22 protein-coding genes, 1 pseudogene and 1 riboswitch are annotated in these 20,350 nt (G+C 57.3%); of the genes and pseudogenes, 10 read left to right on the top strand and 13 right to left on the bottom strand.

Translation table 11 applies throughout. From position 1 onward, the window contains the following. Positions 1-35: 35 nt before the first annotated feature. Together thiF and thiS are read right to left on the bottom strand one after the other, a co-directional pair. A complete protein-coding gene (gene thiF / locus ACTOZL_RS01870; RefSeq protein ID WP_482476379.1) occupies positions 36-689 on the bottom strand; it encodes a sulfur carrier protein ThiS adenylyltransferase ThiF in 654 nt (217 codons plus the stop codon). Further along, positions 673-867: a sulfur carrier protein ThiS gene (thiS, locus tag ACTOZL_RS01875; RefSeq protein ID WP_482476380.1), complete on the bottom strand. Its 195-nt coding sequence runs from the start codon at positions 865-867 to the stop codon at positions 673-675. The genes thiF and thiS overlap by 17 nt, the downstream gene beginning before the upstream one ends. Positions 868-933: 66 nt before the next feature. Continuing rightward, a riboswitch (TPP riboswitch) is annotated at positions 934-1,039 on the bottom strand. Positions 1,040-1,151: 112 nt separating this feature from the next. Here thiS and ACTOZL_RS01880 point away from each other — a divergent pair. Beyond that, positions 1,152-1,634: a PepSY domain-containing protein gene (locus tag ACTOZL_RS01880; protein WP_482476381.1), complete on the top strand. Its 483-nt coding sequence runs from the start codon at positions 1,152-1,154 to the stop codon at positions 1,632-1,634. 62 nt (positions 1,635-1,696) lie between these two features. Here the strand turns inward: ACTOZL_RS01880 and ACTOZL_RS01885 are convergent, their stop codons facing one another. The 7 genes and pseudogenes from ACTOZL_RS01885 to ACTOZL_RS01915 form a co-directional block, all read right to left on the bottom strand. Further along, on the bottom strand, positions 1,697-3,319 hold the full coding sequence (locus ACTOZL_RS01885) for an S-layer homology domain-containing protein (RefSeq protein WP_482476400.1): 1,623 nt from the start codon (positions 3,317-3,319) through the stop codon (positions 1,697-1,699). Positions 3,320-3,448: 129 nt separating this feature from the next. Beyond that, positions 3,449-4,645, bottom strand: a pseudogene (locus ACTOZL_RS01890) (hypothetical protein); the annotation flags it as partial. Between the two features lie 293 nt (positions 4,646-4,938). Continuing rightward, positions 4,939-5,178 (bottom strand): acyl carrier protein, encoded by a 240-nt coding sequence (locus tag ACTOZL_RS01895; RefSeq protein ID WP_482476382.1) that lies wholly within the window; start codon positions 5,176-5,178, stop codon positions 4,939-4,941. Next, positions 5,171-6,982, bottom strand: a complete 1,812-nt coding sequence (locus tag ACTOZL_RS01900; protein ID WP_482476383.1) for an HAD-IIIC family phosphatase — start codon at positions 6,980-6,982, stop codon at positions 5,171-5,173. Before ACTOZL_RS01900 ends, ACTOZL_RS01895 begins: the two co-directional genes overlap by 8 nt. Before the next feature lie 13 nt (positions 6,983-6,995). After that, positions 6,996-8,531, bottom strand: a complete 1,536-nt coding sequence (locus ACTOZL_RS01905) for an MBOAT family O-acyltransferase (protein WP_482476384.1) — start codon at positions 8,529-8,531, stop codon at positions 6,996-6,998. A gap of 19 nt (positions 8,532-8,550) precedes the next feature. After that, the gene (locus tag ACTOZL_RS01910) at positions 8,551-10,407 is read right to left on the bottom strand and encodes a polysaccharide deacetylase family protein (RefSeq protein ID WP_482476385.1); all 1,857 of its coding nucleotides are present in this window, start codon (positions 10,405-10,407) and stop codon (positions 8,551-8,553) included. A gap of 171 nt (positions 10,408-10,578) precedes the next feature. Continuing rightward, complete coding sequence (locus ACTOZL_RS01915; protein WP_482476386.1) at positions 10,579-10,746, bottom strand: hypothetical protein; 168 nt, start codon at positions 10,744-10,746, stop codon at positions 10,579-10,581. Between the two features lie 531 nt (positions 10,747-11,277). Between ACTOZL_RS01915 and prfB the strand changes: the two genes are divergently transcribed. The 3 genes from prfB (at position 11,278) to ACTOZL_RS01930 (ending at position 13,763) form a co-directional block, all read left to right on the top strand. Then, positions 11,278-12,402 carry a peptide chain release factor 2 gene (gene prfB / locus ACTOZL_RS01920; RefSeq protein ID WP_482476387.1) on the top strand — a complete coding sequence of 375 codons (1,125 nt, stop codon included), beginning with the start codon at positions 11,278-11,280 and terminating at the stop codon, positions 12,400-12,402. A gap of 443 nt (positions 12,403-12,845) precedes the next feature. Further along, positions 12,846-13,397 carry a DUF5067 domain-containing protein gene (locus tag ACTOZL_RS01925; protein ID WP_482476388.1) on the top strand — a complete coding sequence of 184 codons (552 nt, stop codon included), beginning with the start codon at positions 12,846-12,848 and terminating at the stop codon, positions 13,395-13,397. A gap of 18 nt (positions 13,398-13,415) precedes the next feature. Next, the gene (locus tag ACTOZL_RS01930) at positions 13,416-13,763 is read left to right on the top strand and encodes a hypothetical protein (protein WP_482476389.1); all 348 of its coding nucleotides are present in this window, start codon (positions 13,416-13,418) and stop codon (positions 13,761-13,763) included. 105 nt (positions 13,764-13,868) lie between these two features. Here the strand turns inward: ACTOZL_RS01930 and ACTOZL_RS01935 are convergent, their stop codons facing one another. Next, positions 13,869-14,441: a Uma2 family endonuclease gene (locus ACTOZL_RS01935; RefSeq protein WP_482476390.1), complete on the bottom strand. Its 573-nt coding sequence runs from the start codon at positions 14,439-14,441 to the stop codon at positions 13,869-13,871. Between the two features lie 188 nt (positions 14,442-14,629). Between ACTOZL_RS01935 and ACTOZL_RS01940 the strand changes: the two genes are divergently transcribed. Further along, positions 14,630-16,168 carry a sodium:solute symporter family protein gene (locus ACTOZL_RS01940; protein WP_482476391.1) on the top strand — a complete coding sequence of 513 codons (1,539 nt, stop codon included), beginning with the start codon at positions 14,630-14,632 and terminating at the stop codon, positions 16,166-16,168. Between the two features lie 10 nt (positions 16,169-16,178). On the opposite strand, the gene ACTOZL_RS01945 is transcribed toward ACTOZL_RS01940, so the two are convergent. Next, positions 16,179-16,754: a helix-turn-helix domain-containing protein gene (locus tag ACTOZL_RS01945; RefSeq protein WP_482476392.1), complete on the bottom strand. Its 576-nt coding sequence runs from the start codon at positions 16,752-16,754 to the stop codon at positions 16,179-16,181. Positions 16,755-17,484: 730 nt separating this feature from the next. On the opposite strand from ACTOZL_RS01945, the gene ACTOZL_RS01950 reads away from it, so the two are divergent. Beyond that, the gene (locus ACTOZL_RS01950; protein WP_482476393.1) at positions 17,485-17,745 is read left to right on the top strand and encodes a helix-turn-helix domain-containing protein; all 261 of its coding nucleotides are present in this window, start codon (positions 17,485-17,487) and stop codon (positions 17,743-17,745) included. Positions 17,746-17,788: 43 nt separating this feature from the next. Here the strand turns inward: ACTOZL_RS01950 and ACTOZL_RS01955 are convergent, their stop codons facing one another. Next, positions 17,789-17,998 carry an XRE family transcriptional regulator gene (locus ACTOZL_RS01955; RefSeq protein ID WP_482476394.1) on the bottom strand — a complete coding sequence of 70 codons (210 nt, stop codon included), beginning with the start codon at positions 17,996-17,998 and terminating at the stop codon, positions 17,789-17,791. A 251-nt stretch (positions 17,999-18,249) separates the two neighbouring features. Here ACTOZL_RS01955 and ACTOZL_RS01960 point away from each other — a divergent pair, with 251 nt between their 5' ends. The 4 genes from ACTOZL_RS01960 to ACTOZL_RS01975 are packed head-to-tail and all read left to right on the top strand — an operon-like array spanning position 18,250 to position 19,572. Further along, entirely contained in the window at positions 18,250-18,873 is a 624-nt protein-coding gene (locus ACTOZL_RS01960) for a hypothetical protein (RefSeq protein WP_482476395.1), read from the top strand. Between the two features lie 43 nt (positions 18,874-18,916). Next, the gene (locus ACTOZL_RS01965; protein ID WP_482476396.1) at positions 18,917-19,135 is read left to right on the top strand and encodes a hypothetical protein; all 219 of its coding nucleotides are present in this window, start codon (positions 18,917-18,919) and stop codon (positions 19,133-19,135) included. Between the two features lie 45 nt (positions 19,136-19,180). Further along, positions 19,181-19,414 carry a hypothetical protein gene (locus ACTOZL_RS01970; protein ID WP_482476397.1) on the top strand — a complete coding sequence of 78 codons (234 nt, stop codon included), beginning with the start codon at positions 19,181-19,183 and terminating at the stop codon, positions 19,412-19,414. Continuing rightward, the gene (locus ACTOZL_RS01975) at positions 19,411-19,572 is read left to right on the top strand and encodes a hypothetical protein (protein ID WP_482476398.1); all 162 of its coding nucleotides are present in this window, start codon (positions 19,411-19,413) and stop codon (positions 19,570-19,572) included. Before ACTOZL_RS01970 ends, ACTOZL_RS01975 begins: the two co-directional genes overlap by 4 nt. A gap of 52 nt (positions 19,573-19,624) precedes the next feature. Here ACTOZL_RS01975 and ACTOZL_RS01980 read toward each other — a convergent pair. Further along, the coding region (locus ACTOZL_RS01980; protein ID WP_482476399.1) for a peptidoglycan recognition protein family protein at positions 19,625-20,350 on the bottom strand (726 nt) is incomplete at its 5' end.

The following is a 20,350-nucleotide window of genomic DNA, read 5'->3' on the forward strand; positions in this document are numbered from 1 at the left end:
GTGATTCCTTTTCCCAGGCCCCCCAAAGGGGCCGGTCAAACATGGTATTCCCCCGCCAAAATCCGCAGGACGGTCTGGGCCTGGTGGGCGGCGCAGAGCATCACTTGGGGGGCAAAAAGACTCCCCAGGTCCGCCACGTCGCTGGCCCCGTCCCCGCAGAGGTAGAAATATTTTCCCACCCGGCGGGTTTGGATGGCGTTGGGAGAACCCAGCCCCGCCATGCCGCTGGCGGCCACCAGGTACTTCCCCGGCAGCTTCTCCAACACAGCATTCACCAGCATCGCCTTGGCCTCCGGCTGGTCAAAGGCCTCGCAGATGATGTCCGCCTCTTGGAGCAGGGCTGTGACGTTGCCCTCGGTCAGGCGGACGCTGTGGCAGGACAGGGAGACATAGGGGGCAATCTCCCCCAAGTTCTCCCCCAAGGCCTGGGCCTTGTCCTGCCCCAGCTGGCTGGCCTTATACTGCTGGCGGTTTAGGTTGGTGATATCCACTTGGTCAAAGTCAATGAGAACCAGCCGCCCCACCCCAGCCCGGGCCAGCGCGATGGCAATGTTGGAGCCCAGCCCCCCCAAGCCGCAGATGGCCACGGTGCTGCCCTCAAACTTCGCCTGGAGCACTGCCCCGTGGCGTGCCATCAGGGCTTGGCGCATCGCCGCCTTGCTGGGGCGGGGATCAGCCGCCCCCCACAAAGTTCACCACCTCCACCACGTCGCCATCCTGGAGCCGTGTCTCGCCATAGCTGGCCTTGGGCACGATCTCCCCGTTGCGCTCCACGGCAATGCGGTTTTGTTCATATCCAGCTTCGGCCAAATAGGCCGCCAGGGTCTTGCCCCCTGCGTCCAAGGCCTCGCCGTTGATGGTCACCATGGCCCATCCCTCCTGTTCTCCGCTGCAAAAAAGCGGGAAGTCCCCCCTTGGGCAACTCCCCGCCATAGCGTACTGTGTCTGTATCCCTACGTTGGCATTACCCAAATCAGGTCTATGGGTCGAAGGCCACACCTTCCTCTCAGCCTGTGTACAAGCTCCCCATTGATTGTTGTCCCTCTTATTATAACGCACTGGGCGCAAAATACAAGCCCTTTTTCCTCTTGACCTCTGGGAAGCGGAAGTGATATGATAGGGATACATCCTTTTCTCTTAGGAGGCATGTTATGAAGGTTTCAATGATAGCCCTGGCGGCGGCAGCAGTTTTGTGCGCTGCACTGTTGGCTGGCTGTGGCCTAGTCCCCACCAACCAGTCCGCCCTCCAACCCATGACGGATTCCTCCGCCAACACCTCTCGGGGCGATCCCTCCACCACACCCACCGCACCCCAGGACACAACCACTCAGACACCACCCCCGGCGGCCACCAATCCCACCCAGCAGCCCACCACCGGTGGCCACCACAACAGCCACCATGGTGGGAGCATCGGCACAACCACCGTGGCCCTCTCAGAGCAGGACGCCGTGGACATCGCCCTGGAACACGCCAGGGTGGCCCAGACCGACACGGTATTCCTCCAAGTGGAGGGGGACCGGGACAACGGCCGTTACCTCTATGAGGTGGAGTTCTATGTGGGGTCCATGGAGTACAAGTATGAAATCGACGCCAACACCGGGACCATCCTAGAGTTTGAGACGGAAAAGGACTGACAAAAAACAGCGCACAGCCTGAATGGAAGGGCTGTGCGCTGTTTTGTTCCGCCTAGGCGGATTCATCTGGTCATAAAGTGCATCAACATCTGTGCCGTTTCCCCTCGGGTGGCAAAGCCCCCAGGGTCCAGGATGCCGCCGACCTTGCCGTTGAGAATCCCTTGTTCCGCAGCCCAGCTCAGAGCCGTCAGGGCCCAGGGACTGGCCTGGTCTGCATCGGAGAAGGGCAGGTTCTGGGCCGCGGCAGGCTGGCCCCCATAGCGCCAGAGGATTACCGCCAGTTGTTCCCGGGTGATGTTGTCATCGGGCCCAAACTGGCCGCCGCCGTAGCCGGTGACGATGCCCTGTTCTGCCGCCCAGGTAACGGCTTGGGTATACCACTGGCCGTCGTCTACATCCTCAAAGGATCCCCCGGCGGCTTCCGGGTTGCGCTCCAAATTATGCAGCACCACCGCCAACATGCCCCGGCTCATGGGCTGATCCGGACTGAACTGTCCGGCACCAGTGCCGTGGAACAGTTCATGGCCGCTGGCAAAGGCCACCGCCTCCGCCGCCCAGTGGTCCCCAGGTACGTCGGCAAAGGACTGCCCATTGTCCAGCAGTTCCAGCTTGGCAGAGCCGTCCAGGGGGATGGTCACCTTTAGGGCATCCCCGTCGGCGATGGACTTGCGCACCACCTCCCGGCTGCCGTCCTCATAAACCAGCACCGCCACGGTGCCGGGGGTGCAGTCCTTGTGGGGCACGGTGAGGGTGATGCCGCCGGGGATCTCCCCTACCCTCTCGCCCCCGGCGGTGATGGATAGGGTCACGCGGTTCCCCTGCTTCTCCGCTGTCACCGTAACCTTCCCCCCGCCGCTGCTCAGGCTGCCCAGGCCACCGTTGGGGATGGTCACCTCCGCCACAGGGGTGGAGACGGTAAGGTTCGCTTGTGTTCCGCTGCCCAGGGCCCCCACGGTCTCAGCAGGCAGGGACACTTCCGTTTTCGTCACATCCCCCTTGACCTCCGGGGCAATCACCACAGTTTCGCTCTGGTTCTCCGTGGCCTGCTTAATGATCTCATCGGCGGTGGCTTTGTTCACTGTGGCGGCAGCCGTCTCCCCCTGGGTGGTGGCAGAGGGCTTGGCCGTGGTCTCGGTGGTGGGGGCGCCCCCGCTGGTGTCTGTGTCGGTGCTCACCGGAGGCGGGGTGGGGGTGGTGCCGCCGCCGTTGGAACCACCGCCGCCGGAAGGCGGAGGCGCCGGCTTCTCTGTCCACCGGGCATAGAGGGTCATATCCTCGGTGATGGGGGTTTCAAAGTTGAACGCTTCCCCCACCCCCTCGGCTGTGGTATACCATCCAGCCAAATCGTAGCCCTCCCGGGTGGAAACCGGCGCTGTGATCGTTGTGCCATAGTAGACCCTTTGCGCGTCCACCCCACTGCCCCCTTGGGCATCAAAGGTAACGCTTTGATAGAGATAGCCGGGTTTCTCCGTCACCTGGACCTCTGAGGGAATCGCTTTCAAGTGGGGCAAGGGACCGGGACCTTTCATCCAGGCCTTCCCATCCAGGCCGGTAAACGCTCCACTTATGATTCGTTCCAGGGACAGGGCGGTGGACTGTTCTGTCCCGGCGGGCGTCCCTTCGCCAAAGTCGATTCCCGCATAGTGGTAACAGCCATTGTTGATAATCTCTGCGCTTGTAGACAAGCATGGGCTCACTACGGTCCCCGTCATTGCCGCCCCCAACGCATAGCAATTCTCATAAATACTTCCTGCCGATGCGTTTGCCACAAGGCCGAAAGCGCGCGCAAGGGTTTCACTTTGGCTTGTTACAGTTCCCAAAGAATAACAGTTGGCCAGTTCGCCCCCGTTATAGCCTGCAAAGCCCCCGGCCAGAGCCGTGCCATTGGTCACCGTCACATCCCCTGTGCAATAGCTGTCTTTCATCTTCAGGCCTTGGAATCCAAGCCCTATGAAACCGCCTACACATTGCATTTCTGTACTGTTTGTTGTGACTGTAACATCTCCGGAAGCGAAGCAGCCCTGAATGACAGCGGGCGCTTCCGCATAGGGTTCCCCTCCAAGAAAACCGCCCGCAGCTTGATACCCACCTGTACTTGCATTCACAAAAACATCTCCCGTTGCATAGCAGTCCTGAATAGACAGAGGTGTTTCATTCAGGATCATCAGCGCCCCGAGAAAACCGCCGGCAACCGCCGAAGTATAGCCATTGTATGGTTCGTCCATGGTCACAGTTCCCGTCGCTCCACAGTTGGAAATTTTTGCCCCCTCACTCATTCCACCAGCAAACCCGCCACCTTGATTGTATTTGCCGCCAACCTTCACATTTGCTGTGCAATTTGTTATTTGTATGGATTCCGCAACGTTTTGGATTGGGTTTACATGGCCAATCATCCCCCCTGCGTCAATATCTCCCGTTGCCACCTGACAGTTGATCTCTCCACTGGCCCGGCAGCCAGAGATGCTCCCCCTTCCGGCAAAGGCCTCTCCAATCAATGTCCCAATATACGCGTTGGTTCCAATGTTCCCTGTTACAATATTGGCATTCTCCAACGTAACATCTTTGACATAGCTGGGGTCCTCATCTGATCCCCTAAACCACACGGTGCCGAAAAGTCCTATGTATTGTTCTCCATTGTTCGCATGGATCACCATGTTGGAAATCGTATGGTTACCCCCATCAAAGTTTCCCTTATACCGTGCGCTGCCGTCGCCAATCGGTGTCCAGTTCTTTCCATTCAAGTCCAAATCAGCGGCAAGAACAACCGTTTTTTCAGCAAAATCGTTTTTTTCTATTCCATTCAACCCCCTCACCTGCACCGCCAGCCACGCCAGGCCCTCCGCTGAGGCAATGGTAATGGTCGTCCCATCTGCTTCTTCTGTGTAGCCTGCAGGCGCTTTTGTCAGGCCGTCCGTCCAGTCGCCCTCTCCTGCCGCCGCCAGTGCCGTCCCTGGCAGCAGGCACAGGCACAGAGCCAGGACAGTAACCAAGCTTATTCCCCGTTTTCGCATAAAGGTTTCCCCCAATCAAACACATTCCTTTTCAAATAGAACCCTACCCAAAAATTACAGTTTTTTGATAGCCTATTTATCCTGTGTAAGCATACCATAAACTGCCGGTGATAGCAAGCAAATTTTTCCCCTTTATATAAGAAAAACCGACAGTATCCCCCAGGAATTGGAAATCACTGGCCTTACAAAAAACTGTACTTTTTTGTATCCTCAAAAACAGAGCACCCCCGGTATCACAGCACTGTGATACCGGGGGTATTGCGTATCCTTTTCTTTTTTCCAAACCCAAGGGCTCACACCGCTGCCGCGATGAGGTCCACCATCTCCCCCACGTTTTTCATGCCCTGTACGGCCTTCATGCTGAATTTCATGCCAAATTCCTCCTCTACCGTGGCCAAGAGGGTGATGTGGGTCAGGGAGTCCCAGTCCTCAATGTCGGCAGCGGTGGTGTCGTCGGTGAGGGCGATGCTGTCGTCGTCGAACACGTCCTGGAACACTTCCGTCAGTTTTTCAAAAATGCTTGCTCTATCCATGGGTTTCCTCCTGTTCAGGTTCTGTGACCTGGATCACATGGTTCTTCTTCTCATAACCGCCCCGGAGGTCCAGCTCCCAGACGGTGCTTCCGTCGGCCTCCTCAGAGACCTTGGCAAAGCCCTGCTTTTGGTAAAAGTCCCGGACCATACCGTTTTTCGCTGTGGGGAAATAGTAGCCCCGGATGCAGTCGATCCCCGCCGCCTGGCAGCGCGCCGCCAGGGCATCCATCATGGCGTATTCCATATCCCGCTTCAGCACCCGGCAGCTCATCAGCCAGAGGATCACGTCCAGCCGCGTCCCCTGCCGCTCCCCGATGGCAATGGAGACCACGCCGTTGTCCCCGAACTTGTCCTCCAATTTGCCATAGAGGGTGATGAACTGTGTGTCCGCCGCCATGGCCTCGATCTCCCCCTGGGTGAAGCGGCGGGTGGTGAGGTTGAACTGGTTGGACTTGTTGGTGAGCTGGGCGATGCGGGAGTAGTACATGGGCACAAAGGCCCCGATCTCCCCCCGCATCTCCAAGGAGCGCAGGTAGCTTTCGTAGTCGGCAAAGGAGGCCTCCGCCTGGGCCCGGGCGGCGTTCTGGCGGTACATCTCCGTCCGGGCGGCATCGTCGGCGGAGAGCTCCGTAACCTCAAAGTAGCCCAGGCGGTCTATGGCCTGGATATAGTGCTCTGGATGCTCCCCCAGCTCCGGCACCCCCGCGCCGGGAACCTGCTGGCGGACAATCTCCCGCTCGGCGGGGTTGTCGTCCACAAATACAAAGCTCTCCGGCAGCAGGGAGAGGCTTTGGGCGATCTCCACCAAATTCCGGGACTTGGGCTCCCAGTTGGCCTTGATGAGGATGAAGTCCTCGGGGGTGAGGGTCATGTCCGGCCGTTTCAGCCCCGCCAGGGCGTTTTCCGCCTCATTTTTGCTGACCACGTTGAGGATAACCCCTAAGTCCTTGTGGGCTTTCAGGTAGGCTTGGAACTCGCTGAACGCCTGGCCCATAGAGGTCTCCTGGCCTACCTGCAAGTTCTCTGGCCCGTCGTCCCCCACGATGCCACCCCAGAGGGTGTTGTCCAGATCCAGGGCCAGGGCCTTTTTGTTCTTGCCATAGATGGACTTGATGATATTGGACACGCTGTGGGCCAGGGTAGGGATGGCCGGCACCGCCAAGGCGTATTTGTACAGATGCCAATAGGCGGGGTCGCTCCACTGCTCTAGGCCGTAGAGGGCGGAGAGGTAATTGATGTCGTGGAGGTAAAAGCCCTTGTTCTCCTGGGCGTACTGGGCAAAGCCCAGGTTCAGCCGGGTGAGGAAGTGGACACGGCCGTGGATATCACTGGCCTCCCGGTTCCCCTGCAAGCGCCAATAAGGGTATTCAAAGTTGTTCTGGATCAGGGGGCAGCCGTACAGCTGGGCCAGCCGGTCCCACATGGCGGTGAAGCGGCCGAGCTCCTCCGCCAGCAGGGCGTCCACCGCCTCCGGGCTGTCCGAGAGCTGGGGATAGCGGCTGACGTTGCGGTTGGAGGTGTGGATATAGATGATATCCGGCTGGAAGGCCTCCAACTCTGGGTTGGGGAACATGGCCTCCTGCCAGAACTGGGCGTACTCGCTCTCATAAAAGGTACAGCGGATGCCCTGGCGCAGCAGGAACAGGTCCAGCATATCCCGCACGTCGTGGGTGGTGGAGCCCCCCAGGATGGCCACCCGCTTGTCGATAAAGTCCCGCCGGCTCCCCAAAAGCTCCCGGCGCAGACGCTTCCGCTTGGTCAGCAGTTCGGTGGAAAAGGGCGGGGTAAACAGCGCCTGTTTCATGCGATCACTCTCCTTAAAATCCCGCGTAAATGAAGCTTGCCGCCTGGTAGTCCGGTCCATAGCAGCCAAATTTCAGCACCGCCAAAAACAGCAGGACAGACACCCCAGCGGACAGCAATGTGTTTTTCTCGGCCAGCCAGGCCCGTACACTCCCCACCCGCTCTTGAAGCAGGGATACCGCCAGCATCGCCGCCAGGCAGCCCCCGCACACCAGCAGGTTCTTCCCGTCCAGCCCCAGCTGCAACAGGGTCCCGTCCACCAGGACCCTGGGGTCAAAGGCCGTCAGAGCACTCTTCCAGGCCTGCAAACCCGCCTGGAAGCTGACGAAGCGGTCGAAGGACACCGAGGCGGTGAAGAGGCAGGCGGTGCGCAGGCGCTGGAAATAACGCCAATACCGGGCCTCCGTGTCGATGTGCAGGGCGTCGGTGAGGCGCTGGAACAGCGGCTTGAGCAGCATCCCCCCGGCGATCATGGCAAAGAAGAACAGGCCGCTGCCGAAGATGTACTTCCAGGAGCCCCCGTGCCAGAAGCCGATACAAAACCAGGTGACGAACATGCCAACATAGGTGGGGATTTCCCGGGAAGCCTTCTTCCCCAGGTGCTTTTTACAGGCCTTGCGCAGCTTCCCCATCCAGCGGGATTTCAGGGTGGGATACAGCAGGTAATCCTTGAGCCAGAAGCCCAGGGTCATGTGCCAGCGCCGCCAAAATACCGAGAGGTTTTCCGAGGAAAAGGGCCGGCGGAAGTTCTCCGCCAAGGGGATGCCAAAAAGCTCCGAGAGGCCGATGACGATGTCCATGCAGCCGCTAAAATCCGCGTAGAGCTGCCCCACGAAGAGCACCGCCCCCACCGGCACCATGGCCCCCTGGCACAGGCCGTTGTCGTAAACCACCGACACCGCCATTCCCAGGCGGTCGGCCAACACCAGCTTTTTGAACAGGCCCCACAGAAAGCGCTGGAAGCCGAAATAAAACCGCTGGCGGTTCCACACCGCGCCCCCGAACAAGGCCTCAGAGATATCATTGTAGCGGGAGAAGGGGCCGGAGGTGAGCTGGGGGAAATACCCGGCAAAGAGCAGCATTTTCAGCGGGTTTTTCTGGGGCTGCTCCACGGTCTCCCAGCGCACATCCAGCAGGTAGCCAATGAGGATCAGGGTGAAATAGCTGACCCCGAAGGGTGCCAGCCACTGGGGCATTTCCAGCCCCAGGTCCTTCCCCAAAAGGCTGCCAATCCCATTGATGTTGTTGATGAAAAAGGCAATGTCCTTGTAGAGGATCATCACCGCAGCCAGCACCACCACCGTCAGGCCAGTGAGGGCCCACCTGGCCCGTTCCCCCGGCACCCGCCGGATGGCCAGGGCCACCAGCCAAGTGAGCAAGGCCTCCGCCGCAAACACGGCGCACACCCCCAAGTTATACTCCGTGCAGGCCAGCAGGAAGTAGCCGCTGCCCAGCAGCAGCATCACCCACCGCCACTTGGGGGGACAGAGCCAATATTCCGCGAGGATGAAGCCCGCAAAGATGAAAAACCGCAGGGTCACGATGGACATAGTCTTGTAGTTCTCCTCCTCAAGATTCCCCCTCCACCATAGCCAGCAAGGCCTCCGGGGTCACCTGCTCCGTGATGTTCCAGCGGCACAGGGCATACAAGCTCTGGGGCAGGCCCCGGAGCAGCACGTTCCGGCTGTCGGTACGGATGGACAAGGTGATGGGGATACCCGCCTGGTGGATCAATACCTCTGTGAGGTCGTTGTAGTAGCCGCCGGGGTAAGCCAGGGCACAGAAGCCCTCCCCCAGCTCTGCCTGACGCTCCTGGTTGTAGCGCTCCAGGTCTGCCGCCAGGGCGGCGGCGTACTCCGCCTCCGACTCCCCCTCCAAGGGCAAGGCACTGGTGCGGATGGCCGGCCCGCTCTCGAAGGGCGCCCACTGGTGCATGTCATAAGTGTGGGACTGCACATCCAGCACCCCGGAGGCCAGCATCGCCCGGGCCTCGTCGTAGCCGAAGTGGGGGGTAAGGCGGTGCTGGGTCTCCTTATAAAATTCCCGATGCCCCATAGAAGAGCCAATGGCAAAGACGGTGGCCTTCATGCCATACTGGGCCAAGATGGGCATGGCGATCTCGTAGTTGCTCAGGTAGCCGTCGTCCATGGTGATGCACACCGGCTTCTCCGGCAAGCTGCCCCCGTTGTATACAAAGTCGATCATCTCCCGCATACTCACGGCGGTATACCCCGCCTCTTGCAGGGCCCGCAAGTGGGCGGCGAAGGTCTCTGCCCGCACCACTTCCCCGGACGCCTCCTGGCTGAAATGGTGGTACATCAGCACAGGCACATCCGCCGTATAGCTGGTGGGGTCCGCTTCCTTAGGCTGGGCGGCCAGCTTGTCCAGGTAGGCGGCGCAGTTCTCCGCCGTCACATAGGTCCCAAAGTCCGCCGGGCGGTAGACGCTGTCGTCCCCAAACACCTGTGCCAGGGCCATGGTTCCCACGGCGTTGCGGAAGTGGGAGGCATCGTAGAAATACCGGCTGTCGTAGGAAATGGAGGTATCGCTGAAATCCCAAAAGTCCACAATCTTGGACAACTCTGTCCGGTAGCGGTTCAAGGCCTCGTCCCCGTAGGCCTCCAATTGGCTGCTGTATACGGGGGAACAGATCACCGTCAGCTCCACGCCATATTCCGCGCACAGGTCCCGGATATCCCGCACCGCCTCCATGCACACATCCAGGTAAGGCAGGTCCTGGAAATCCGGCGGGGCGGCGTAGGCAAAGGCGTCGCCGTGCTCGGCGGCGTACACCGCCGGGTCCCCCACCTTCTCCACATCCCGGACCCGCTTGTCATACATCCCGGTATCCGCGTCGAACACGTCAAACACCTGGGGGAGATCGGTGTCCCGCCGGTAGTCGGAGATTTTGTCAATGGCGTATCCCGTGTGCAAAAAGGCACAGCGCAGGTAAAACAGCGCCGGGTTTTCGCCGCTGGCCAGGGGGTGCATCCAGTAGTGGATGTCATCGCCCCCGGCATCCTCGGTGTTGGCCTCGTTGAAGTTGAGGCTCAGCACCAGATTTTTCACCTGGCAGTTTTCCAACAAATAGGTGGCGTGGGCCCGGTAATCCCTGGCATCGCTGCCGTAGACGAAAAAGTTATAGAAGCTGGCATCCAAGTAACGGTCCAGCTCCTTCACATTGTAGGAGGCGGCACAGGAAGAACCAATGATATAGGAGTCAAACTCCTCCTTGTGCTCCTCCAACCAGGCCACCTTGGCCACCCGGGGGTTGTTGGTCTCATTGTATCCATACCAGTGGAAGAGTGGGTCCCCAAACACCCCAAAGGGGTCCACCAAAAGATTGATGGCGGGAAACAGCCCCAGCAGCAACACCATTGCCAGGAGTCTCAGGCTCCACCGCCCAGGTTTCGTTCCATTCGTCATGCTACACTCCGTGTTCGTTTCCACAATTCCCTCACCATTCCATCCAGGGAAAAATTCTCTGTTCAGGATAGCACGGAACCCATGATTTTTCAATACTCTTTCTCCGGGAAGGGTAAAAAAGCGAGCGCCGGACACACCAGCGCTCGCTCTGCCTTGCGGAAAAATCGGCCCTTATTTTTTCTCCCGTTCCGTATAGCCAAAGCTGTTGCGGAAATGCTCCCCGATGAGCATCAGCTCCCCCGGGGTGGAGATGTCCGCCCCGGAGCGGTCAATAAAGACCCGGACGGCGGGGGGCAGGGAGTTGAAATAGGCCTCCATGTTTGGGTCTCGATACTTCACTTCATCACCCCAGCCTAGTCTGCCCCCCACGCGGGGAAACATGTCAAGGCGCCCCGCCGCCAGCGGGAAAACTATGCCCCTCCTTTGGAATTTTCCGGAATCCATCGAAGGATTTCTGGCAACTTCGCGGCAGCTTTGGCATAGAATAGCCCGTATACACAGAAAGGAGGTGCTGGCATGAGCAAGGGGAATCCCCATACTCTGCCCCAGACCAAGCCGCCCAAGCCCCAGGACTTAGACGACTTCATTTTCCTCTGGGAGGGAGAACGGCCTACCATCAGCCAACGGTAAAGCCAACCTGTCATCGCTTTGTTTCGCGCCTGCGGGCGCGAACTCTGCGAGGCTCCCCTCCCCTTGCCGTTCCTGTGGCAAGACTTTGTTTTCCATATTCCACAATCCCCGCCCCCTGGATGTTCCCAGCCCCAGAGGTCTGCGGGTTTTTCCCTGATTTCACGGGTTTTCCCTTTACAGCCGGAGAAAAATACTATATAATGTCTTCTCAATGAATGAGAACAGAACGGGAGGACCCCCATGCTTCAATTTGATGAATATAAAGTCAAACTCAACAACCTGCTCCCCCAGTTGGACGAGCTGGAACAGGCCCTGAACCTAGACAGCACCGCCCAGGAGGTGGACTTCCTAGAGGCCCAGAGCGCCGCCGACGGCTTTTGGAACGACCCGGATAACTCCCAAAAGGTCCTCCAACGCCTGAAACATTTGAAGAGCAAGCTGGAAGACCAGCAAAAGCGCCGGTCCTCCTGGGACGATATGATGGTCCTGTGCGAGATGGGCAACGAGGAGGAGGACCTCTCCCTGCTGCCGGAGCTGGAAGCGGACTTCGCCGCCCTGCTTCAGAGTATGGAGAGCGCCCGGCTGCAAACCCTCCTCACAGGGGAGTACGACGCCTCTAGCGCCATCCTGGCCTTCCACGCCGGGGCCGGGGGCACCGAGGCCCAGGACTGGGCCCAGATGCTCTACCGCATGTACACCCACTGGGCGGAGCGCCACGGCTTCACCTATAAGATCATGGACTACCAGGAGGGGGATGAAGCCGGCCTGAAGTCCGCCACCATCATGATTGAGGGTGAAAACGCCTACGGCTACCTCCGGGGAGAACATGGCGTCCACCGCCTGGTGCGGGTCTCCCCCTTTGACGCCAACGCCCGCCGCCAGACCTCCTTCGCCTCGGTGGAGGTAATGCCGGACCTGCCGGAGGACGCGGACATTGAAATCCGCCCGGAGGATATCGAAATGCAGGTCTACCGGGCCAGTGGCGCCGGTGGCCAGCACGTCAACAAGACCTCCTCCGCCGTGCGCTTGATCCATACCCCCACCGGGGTGGTGGTCTCCTGCCAGACCGAGCGCAGCCAGTTCCAGAACAAGGACAACTGCATGAAGATGCTCCGGGCCAAGCTGGTGGAGCTGCAAATGCAGGAGAAGGCGGAGAAAATCTCCGATTTGAAAGGCGTGCAGTTGAAGATCGAGTGGGGCAGCCAAATCCGCTCCTACGTATTCATGCCCTACACCCTGGTGAAGGATACCCGCACCGCCTTTGAAACCAGCAACGTCAACGCCGTCATGGACGGGGACCTGGACGGTTTCATCAACGCCTACCTCACCGCCATGGCCACGGGGAACTGGGCCACCAAATCCTAAACAGCCAAGAGACGAAACAGCCGCCTGCCAGGGAGTTGACCCGGCAGGCGGTTTCTTGTCTGTCAAAAAGCTTCAAATTTCATAAAATCCCTTGAAATTCTGTCCAGCATCGGTTATAGTAGCTATGGAGACATAAATGCGGCAGGCTGCGGGATGTTGGCGCATCCCACAGCCCTGTACGAGTGAGATCACCACTCAGCACAGTAGTCCAAAAGACTATACCATGGCGTTATTATACCCGTTTCAGCTGGCTTTTTCAAGAGGCGCTTTCTGCTGGAAGGGGTGTGGTCGTTGTGCGTTGCGTTGATTTTATCAAGGCGGTGTTGAGAGTAAAGCTCGACACCGCCTTTATGTTTCCATCGAGGCCCGTACACTGGGCGGGAGGCGGCCGCTCCCGCCCAGGCCGGGGCCGCGTTGGAATCTGAACAAAGGAGAAAAGGAGTATGAAAAACCGAATTTGGGCCCTGCTCTTCGCCATGGCCCTGGTGCTCTCCCTGGCAGCCTGTGGGGGAGAACCCAGCGAAACGGACGCATCCAGCCAGCCCCAGAGCAGCCAGGGGGAAAGCAGCGGGGATGCGGAAAAACCCGCTCAGACGAAAGCAGAACCTCCCGCGGCAGCAGGCGTTGGCGACCTGGGCAACTTCCACGTGGAAGTCAAAGGCGCGGTTCTGACGAAAAACCACGATGGAGCCCCGGTGATTGTAATCACCTACGCCTGGACGAACAACAGCGAGGACACAACCAGCGCCATGGCGGCTATGTATGAAAAGGCCTTCCAGGACGGCGTTCAGTTGGAGAGCGAATATCTTTATGATAACCCCAACTACAGCTCTGACAACGCATCCAAGGAGGTAAGACCTGGCACCACCTTGGACATTCAACATGCCTTTCTTATGACCAGCGAAACCTCCCTTGTGGAGTTTGAACTTTCCGAAGCGTTCAGTTGGTCTGATGACAAGCTCACCATGGACTTCGATCCAGCAACACTGGCCTAAAGCAAGGGGGTATCTACGATGAAAGTATGGAAATTGGTCTCAGGTATCCTCTCTATCGTCCTGTCGGTCTTTGTTGTCCTCCAATCCGGTGCAGCCGGGATGGTCAACGCCATGGAAGGCAACGGCGAGGTCAGTGGCACCGCAGGCATCTTGGTGGCGGTCATGCTGCTGGTGGGCGGTATCGTCTCCATCGCCTCCCGGAAGGGCGGCAAGGGCGGAAATATCGCGGTACTGATCCTCTACGGCCTGGGCACTCTGGTGGGCTTTACCATGGCAGGGAGTTACAGCGACCTGCGGATTTGGGCCGGCTGGTGCCTAATCTGCGCCCTGCTGGCCGTGGTGGCGCTGGTAAAGGGAAAGCAGTAACCTGACAACAAATGATGTATTTTGACAGGCAGAGCCGCCTGCTGGGGCATCCCCCGGCAGGCGGCTTTCGCGTCGTTTCCCACACGTTATAGTAATTTATGGCAATCAAAGTACGCGCCGGAAGATATCCTCCAAGCGGATGGAGAGATCCTCATAGAGGCTGCACCGAAATTCCTTTTTCACTGCCAAGCGCTCCTGCTCCGTCATTTTGGCCAGCATCACCTCCGGATGGACTGCATACACCTCATGGAGCCGCAATTGTCCTTCCTGTAACACATACTGTTCCACCATTTTGCTTACAGGTTCTACCAGCCAATATTCCCGAACACCGTTTCGCTCATAGGCGTCCTTTTTGCGTCCTCGGTCATGCTTGGCTGTGGTGGGGGACAAGACCTCCACTACAAGATCCGGCGCACCGTGGACACCATCCCCACCCACCTGTTCTGGGTCACAGACCACCATCATATCCGGAATAAAGTGGTTTTCCTCATCCAAGTAGAGGTCCGTACCGTCCGCAATTGCCTCACAGGTCCGTCCATCCAAGTAGTTGGCAAAGATACGGGCGATGTTGAATGCCACCCGGTTGTGATTGGGGGAGGGACGGGGGGACATGGCTACGATTTGCCCATCCACTCGTTCTTCCCAAAGCTCCTCTTGGAACGCCAAGGTACTTTCCATCGCAAACGCCACCTTTCCTCAAATCCTGCCCTTATTATATGCCATGGGAAACCCAAAATCAAGACGATCCAACCAAGGCCAGCAAGGCATCTTTTGTTGAAAAAGCGAGAAAGCCCTTGACTTCCTTTCTTTTTAGTGTTAAAGTTAAAAAGCATTAAAGCTCAAAAGAGAACATAGGAGGCTTCCTTATGAAATTCATCTTGCTCATCGCTTACTTCGCCGTGATGGTGTGCATCGGCCTATACTGCCGGAAAAATGCCACCGATGTCAATGGCTTCGTCCTGGGTGGCCGGTCTGTGGGCCCCTGGCTGACCGCCTTTGCCTACGGCACCTCCTACTTCTCCGCCGTGGTGTTCGTGGGCTACGCCGGCCAGTTCGGTTGGAAATATGGCATGGCCGCCACCTGGGCAGGCATCGGAAATGCCCTCATTGGCTCCCTGCTGGCCTGGGCCATCCTGGGCCGCAGGACCCGGATCATGACCCAGCATTTCAACTCCGCCACCATGCCCCAGTTCTTTGGGCAGCGGTTCCAGAGTAAGGGGCTGAAAATCGGCGCGTCCATCATCGTGTTTCTCTTCCTCATCCCCTACACCGCCTCCCTGTTCAACGGCCTGTCCCGGCTGTTCGGTATGGCCTTCCACATCGACTATACCGTGTGTATCCTCCTGATGGGGGTGCTCACAGGTGTCTACGTCATCGCCGGGGGCTACATGGCCACCGCCATCAACGACTTCATCCAGGGCTGTATCATGCTGGTGGGCATCTGCGTGATCATCGCCGCTGTCCTGAACAGCCAGGGTGGGCTGTACAGCGCCATTCAGGGTCTGGCCACTGTAGTGGACACGGAGACCGTCCATGGCGACATCCCCGGCATCTTTACCTCCTTCTTCGGCCCGGACCTGGTAAACCTCCTGGGGGTGGTGATCCTCACCAGCCTGGGTACCTGGGGCCTGCCCCAGATGGTGCAGAAGTTTTACGCCATTAAATCCGAGGACGCCATCCACAAGGGCACCATCCTCTCCACCCTCTTCGCCTTTGTGGTGTCTGGGGGCTGCTACTTCCTGGGGGGCTTCGGGCGGCTGTTCTCCGACCAGGTGGACATTGCCAAGGATGGCTACGACGCCATCATCCCCGCCATGCTCTCTACCCTGCCGGAGCTCCTCATCGCCATTGTGGTAATCCTGGTGCTCTCCGCCTCCATGTCCACCCTGTCCTCCCTGGTGATTGCCTCCTCCTCCACCCTGACCATCGACCTTTTGAAGGACAACCTGGTGAAGAACATGGACGACAGGAAGTCCGTCTTTATCATGCGCTGCTTCATTGTGGTGTTCGTGCTTATCTCTATGGCCATCGCCATCGTGCAGTACAAGCAGTCTGTGAGCTTTATCGCCCAGCTGATGGGCGTGTCCTGGGGGGCCCTGGCGGGGGCATTCCTGGCCCCCTTCCTCTATGGCCTCTATTGGAAAAAAACCACCAAGGCCGCCTGCTGGGCCAGTTTCGTCTTTGGTGCGGGAATCATGATCCTGAACATGGCCTGCCGCTCCGCCTTCCCCGCCCTGCTTCAGTCCCCCATCAACTGTGGTGCCTTCGCCATGCTGGCAGGGTTGGTGATCGTCCCCGTGGTCAGTATCTTCACCAGAAAGCCTGACCAGGGCATGATAGACGAGGCCTTTGCCTGCTACGAGCGCAAAGCCCCCGTCTCCCAGAAAAACGCCCTCAGTGACTGAGCTAGGCTCGTTATATAAGCTCCTCCCTGGCTGCAAGCTTACCACTTGCAGCCAGTTTTTCTCTATGTACCGTCCTTGCCTGGTGGACCTGCTCTAGAATATCCTCCGTAGGTATGGCCAGGATACTCAGTGCAAACAGGTTCATTCCCAATGCAGCCGCTATACGCTCCAAGCGGTCAATGGTGGTGTTGGCGCAGCCGTGTTCGATATCCCGCAGGCGGGCCTGGCTTACCTTCGACAGCTCTGACAACTGTAGCTGGGTGAGCTTCCGTTCCTTCCTCAACAACACAATGGTCTCCCCCATGGAGATATTCTCTGGTATTTTCTTTGATAGCTTTTTTGCTTTCCTGACCATGGATAGGATTTCCTCATCCGTTAGCGACAGGATACCCAAGGCCATGGGCGCAACCCCCAAAGACTCTGCGATGCGCTGGATGGTATCTGTGGTCGTATTGGTTTTCCCTTTTTCTATGTTATCCAACCATTTGGGGCTCAGGTTTGAGTCCAGGGCCAGTGCTTCTTGACTGAGACCCTTTGACAGCCTAAGCTTTTTAATATTCTTTCCTGTTTCGACTAAATCTATCATAAAAATCCCTCCTACGCCTAGCGTAGGAAGAATTTTCCACGTCGTCCAGTTAGTATGTTAGCGCTTTTATTTTTTATAAAATATGCCCCAATGCGTGTGCATTGGGGCGCCGTTTTTTGTAAGTTCAGCAAGTTTCTCGCGCAGTATGATATTCAACTTCACCTACTGCCCAGATTTTCCATGCAGGCATTCACAGCATGGAGCAACCACACCATAAAAACATAATCGATCTCTCTAAATCAAAAAAGAACATCTCCCGGTGCAAGTCCTAATTTGCTCCGAGGGATGTTCCTTACATCGCCATCTTTTAGATCGTTGGTATTTTGCCACATACTTTTCGCACTGATCCCTCCACTGTGCACAATGGGATGAACGACAGAACGTAATATGCAAAAAATCCACACAAAAGTGCGGATTTTTCGCTTGCGTCTTTTTCATCAACACAGCCTGGAGCTACTGGCCGGACTTGAACCGGCGACCTGCTGATTACGAATTGAGATACCATTGTTTTCCACACTTTCATAGACTTTGAAACCCGTTGTCCTGCAACGATTTTCGTTTTTTCTTTCCTTGTAACCCTTGGTAGATTTCGGCTGTTTTTGGTGCCTTTGGGCACCAAATGGGCACCAAAAACCGTGTCAGCTCCCCTATATCGAAATTCGATATTTTATATCAAATCCAAGAAAATTCACTCCATTTCCGATATACTACATCGAAAAGGAGCTAGGCTATGGTTAGAATTTTATTGTCAGCCCGACTTGGCGAACGACGGCTGACGCAAGCGGACTTGGCCCGCATGACGGGCATCCGCAGGAACACGATCAGTGAATTATACAATGAGATTGCAACCAGGGTCAGTCTGGATCATTTAGACCTGATCTGTGAAGCCCTGGACTGTGACCTCACCGACCTGTTGGTGCTTCAGCCAAACAAGGAACGGAGAACGACTACTCGCACAGGAGCGCCCCTTCCTGATAAGGGAGGGCAATAACAAGCTCAGCTAAGGCCCGGACGCATAAAACGTCCGGGCCTTTTTATATTTCTGTGCCGTCTGGAAATTTGAAGCCGCACACAAGCTCAGCCCCCAATGCTTCAGCTATTTTCTCCAAGTCAGCAGAAGAAAACTTCCCTGTTTTCATCCTTTGCCCGAATGCTTGGGGAGATGTCCCAATCCGGCGGGCCAGCTCAGCTTCGCTGATTTTTGCGTAGGTCTCAGCTAGTTTGATTTTTGTTGGGATATCCATGGTTCGCCTCCTATCATCAAATAGTATAAAGGATTTCTTTTTGACCGTCAAGTTAAACTTTTCAAATTTACAGGGAAATATTAAACATTCCCCTTGACATTTGAAAGGAAATCCTTTATACTATGCTCATAAACAAACGGGGCGGCGCCCCCGACCAAGGAAAGCCGCCGCCCCAAGAGGCACCGGGAACCCCCGGCACCTCCATGATAGCAAAGCAGACAACAAATTTCAAGGAGGAACCCAAAATGATGATGAGCGAATTTATCGAGCGCACCGGCTTCCAGCCCATGGCCCAGGAGTACGCCAAGATCGAAGAAGCCTACTACAACTTCGACGGCGGCAAGGACGCCTTCTGCCAGGCCTTCGTCAAGGCTGACGGCGAGAAGCAGGTCTACCAGGCCCGCGCCGCCGAGATCGACTGTCTGAACAGCCGCATCCTGGAGCTGGACAAGTCCGCCAAGAAGGACGGCGAAGAGTACGAGCGCCGGTTGGCTGACCTCCAGGCCCAGCTTGACTGCGAACTTGAGTGGAAACCCTGCAAGGGAACCGGTACCAACATGAGCCAGGAACGCTACGAGGCATTGGCAGCTCTCTGTGATGGCACCCACGGCGATCCCCACGTCATGAACGAAGACGAAGCCAAGCGGCTGGTTGCCGAAGAGTTCGGCTTCGCCCTGGAGCGGATCGAGATTGTCGCTGCGGTCCATACCTACGAAGTCAACAAGTACAATCAGCTTCGGAAGTCCGCCGCCTATACCCGCCAGCCTCTCTACGACGCTACCGATTACAATTATGTCCGTTTCAACATTCGGGGTGCTGGAAGCACTTGGATGTATGAGATGGTCAACGGAGAATTGGAAACTTATAGCTGCTGAATCAAGTCCCGCCCCGGAGGTTACGAAGGCAATGGAGGTAAACATGAAATATGTGGCTTTTCGCATTGACACAGACACTATAAAGGGCTGCAAAGTGGTAGACGGCTACTTTGTCAGAGGGCAGCGGGATACAGACTACAATTGGCCCATGCTGGCCGAATTTGACAGCATGGACGCCGCAAAGGAATATATCAAGTCCATCCGTACCGACCCCATCCGGCAGTGCGTTTACGGCCCCAGCGGTTACGGTATCCACCTCTAATCACACCCCCGCCCCGGAGGTCACGAAGGCAGAAAGGATTACGATATGAAAAAGATCAACATCACCTATCGCATGGAAAACGCCAGCGAGAGCGCCGAGAGCTGCATCACCCTCCCCATGGAGGACGCCGTGGCTGAGGACATCCTGACCAATGAAGAGAACAGCCAGCATCTGAACCCGATGCTGAACGGCGAGGTTTACCGGCTCCTGCGGAGTCTGGCCGCCATCCAAGGCTATGAATATGTCAGGGCCTGCTGCCCCAGGGAGGTGCTGGCATGAAGCGGAGGAAGCGCACAACGGTCTGGGCCTACCTGGACGGGAAGAAGCTGGTAGACGTCGTGCAGGCAGCCTTGGACAATAACATGATGGTGGACGACATGAAGGCCCTGCTGGTCAAGGAAAACCCCGGACATGAGGTCACCTTCAAAGTCCAGTAAAAAGGAAACGCCCCAGATATCGGAAATCCGATACCGGGGGCACTTCTCGTCCTTACAACAGACCCTTCCGTCCCAGGATAGCCGCCAGCTCGTCCCGCTTCACGGGGCGTTCCGGGGCGGTGCCGTCCAGGACACCAGCCTCAGTGGCCCGCTGCCAGTGGCCCTCCGCCTGCGACCACTCCGGTTCTGCCAGAGTAGCCGCATGGGCGCTGGCCTTTTCCAGGAGCCGGTAGGCCTGCTCATCGCTCATCTTGGAAATCATCTCATCAATGGTCATGTCTAATTCATCCTTTCCTTCACGAAGTCTGCGGTTGACCTCCGCTGCGATTTCTCCGTATTTCCCAAATAGGTAGTTACCTGGGCAGGATTTCCCCTTATCTGTCGTATACCGGTGGGGAACCATGTTACACACATCCCACTTTCCTGTGTAAGCGGGGCAATTTTCTTTCCCCTCTACCCACAATAACTTCTTGATCCCATTGCGCTGGCAAATATCCACACACAGTTCGATCAAGGCCGTGTAAGCTTTTGCCGTACATTCATAGGGTTCCCGGTATGCCTGGATGCTGGACACCTCAATGGTCACCACCCAATGATCTACGACGTGAGAGCAGCACCAGGCGCGGGCTTTCTCTCGAACATACTGTCCGATTCTTCCGTCTGGGCCAATACCATAGTGGGAGCTTGTCCGGGTGTCCTGGAACACCTGCCCGCACCCCTCCACACTGCCGGGTCCAGCCATGGTGTGGATACTGATTCCCATGATCTTTCCCTGTCT

Source organism: Evtepia sp. (assembly GCF_056797215.1).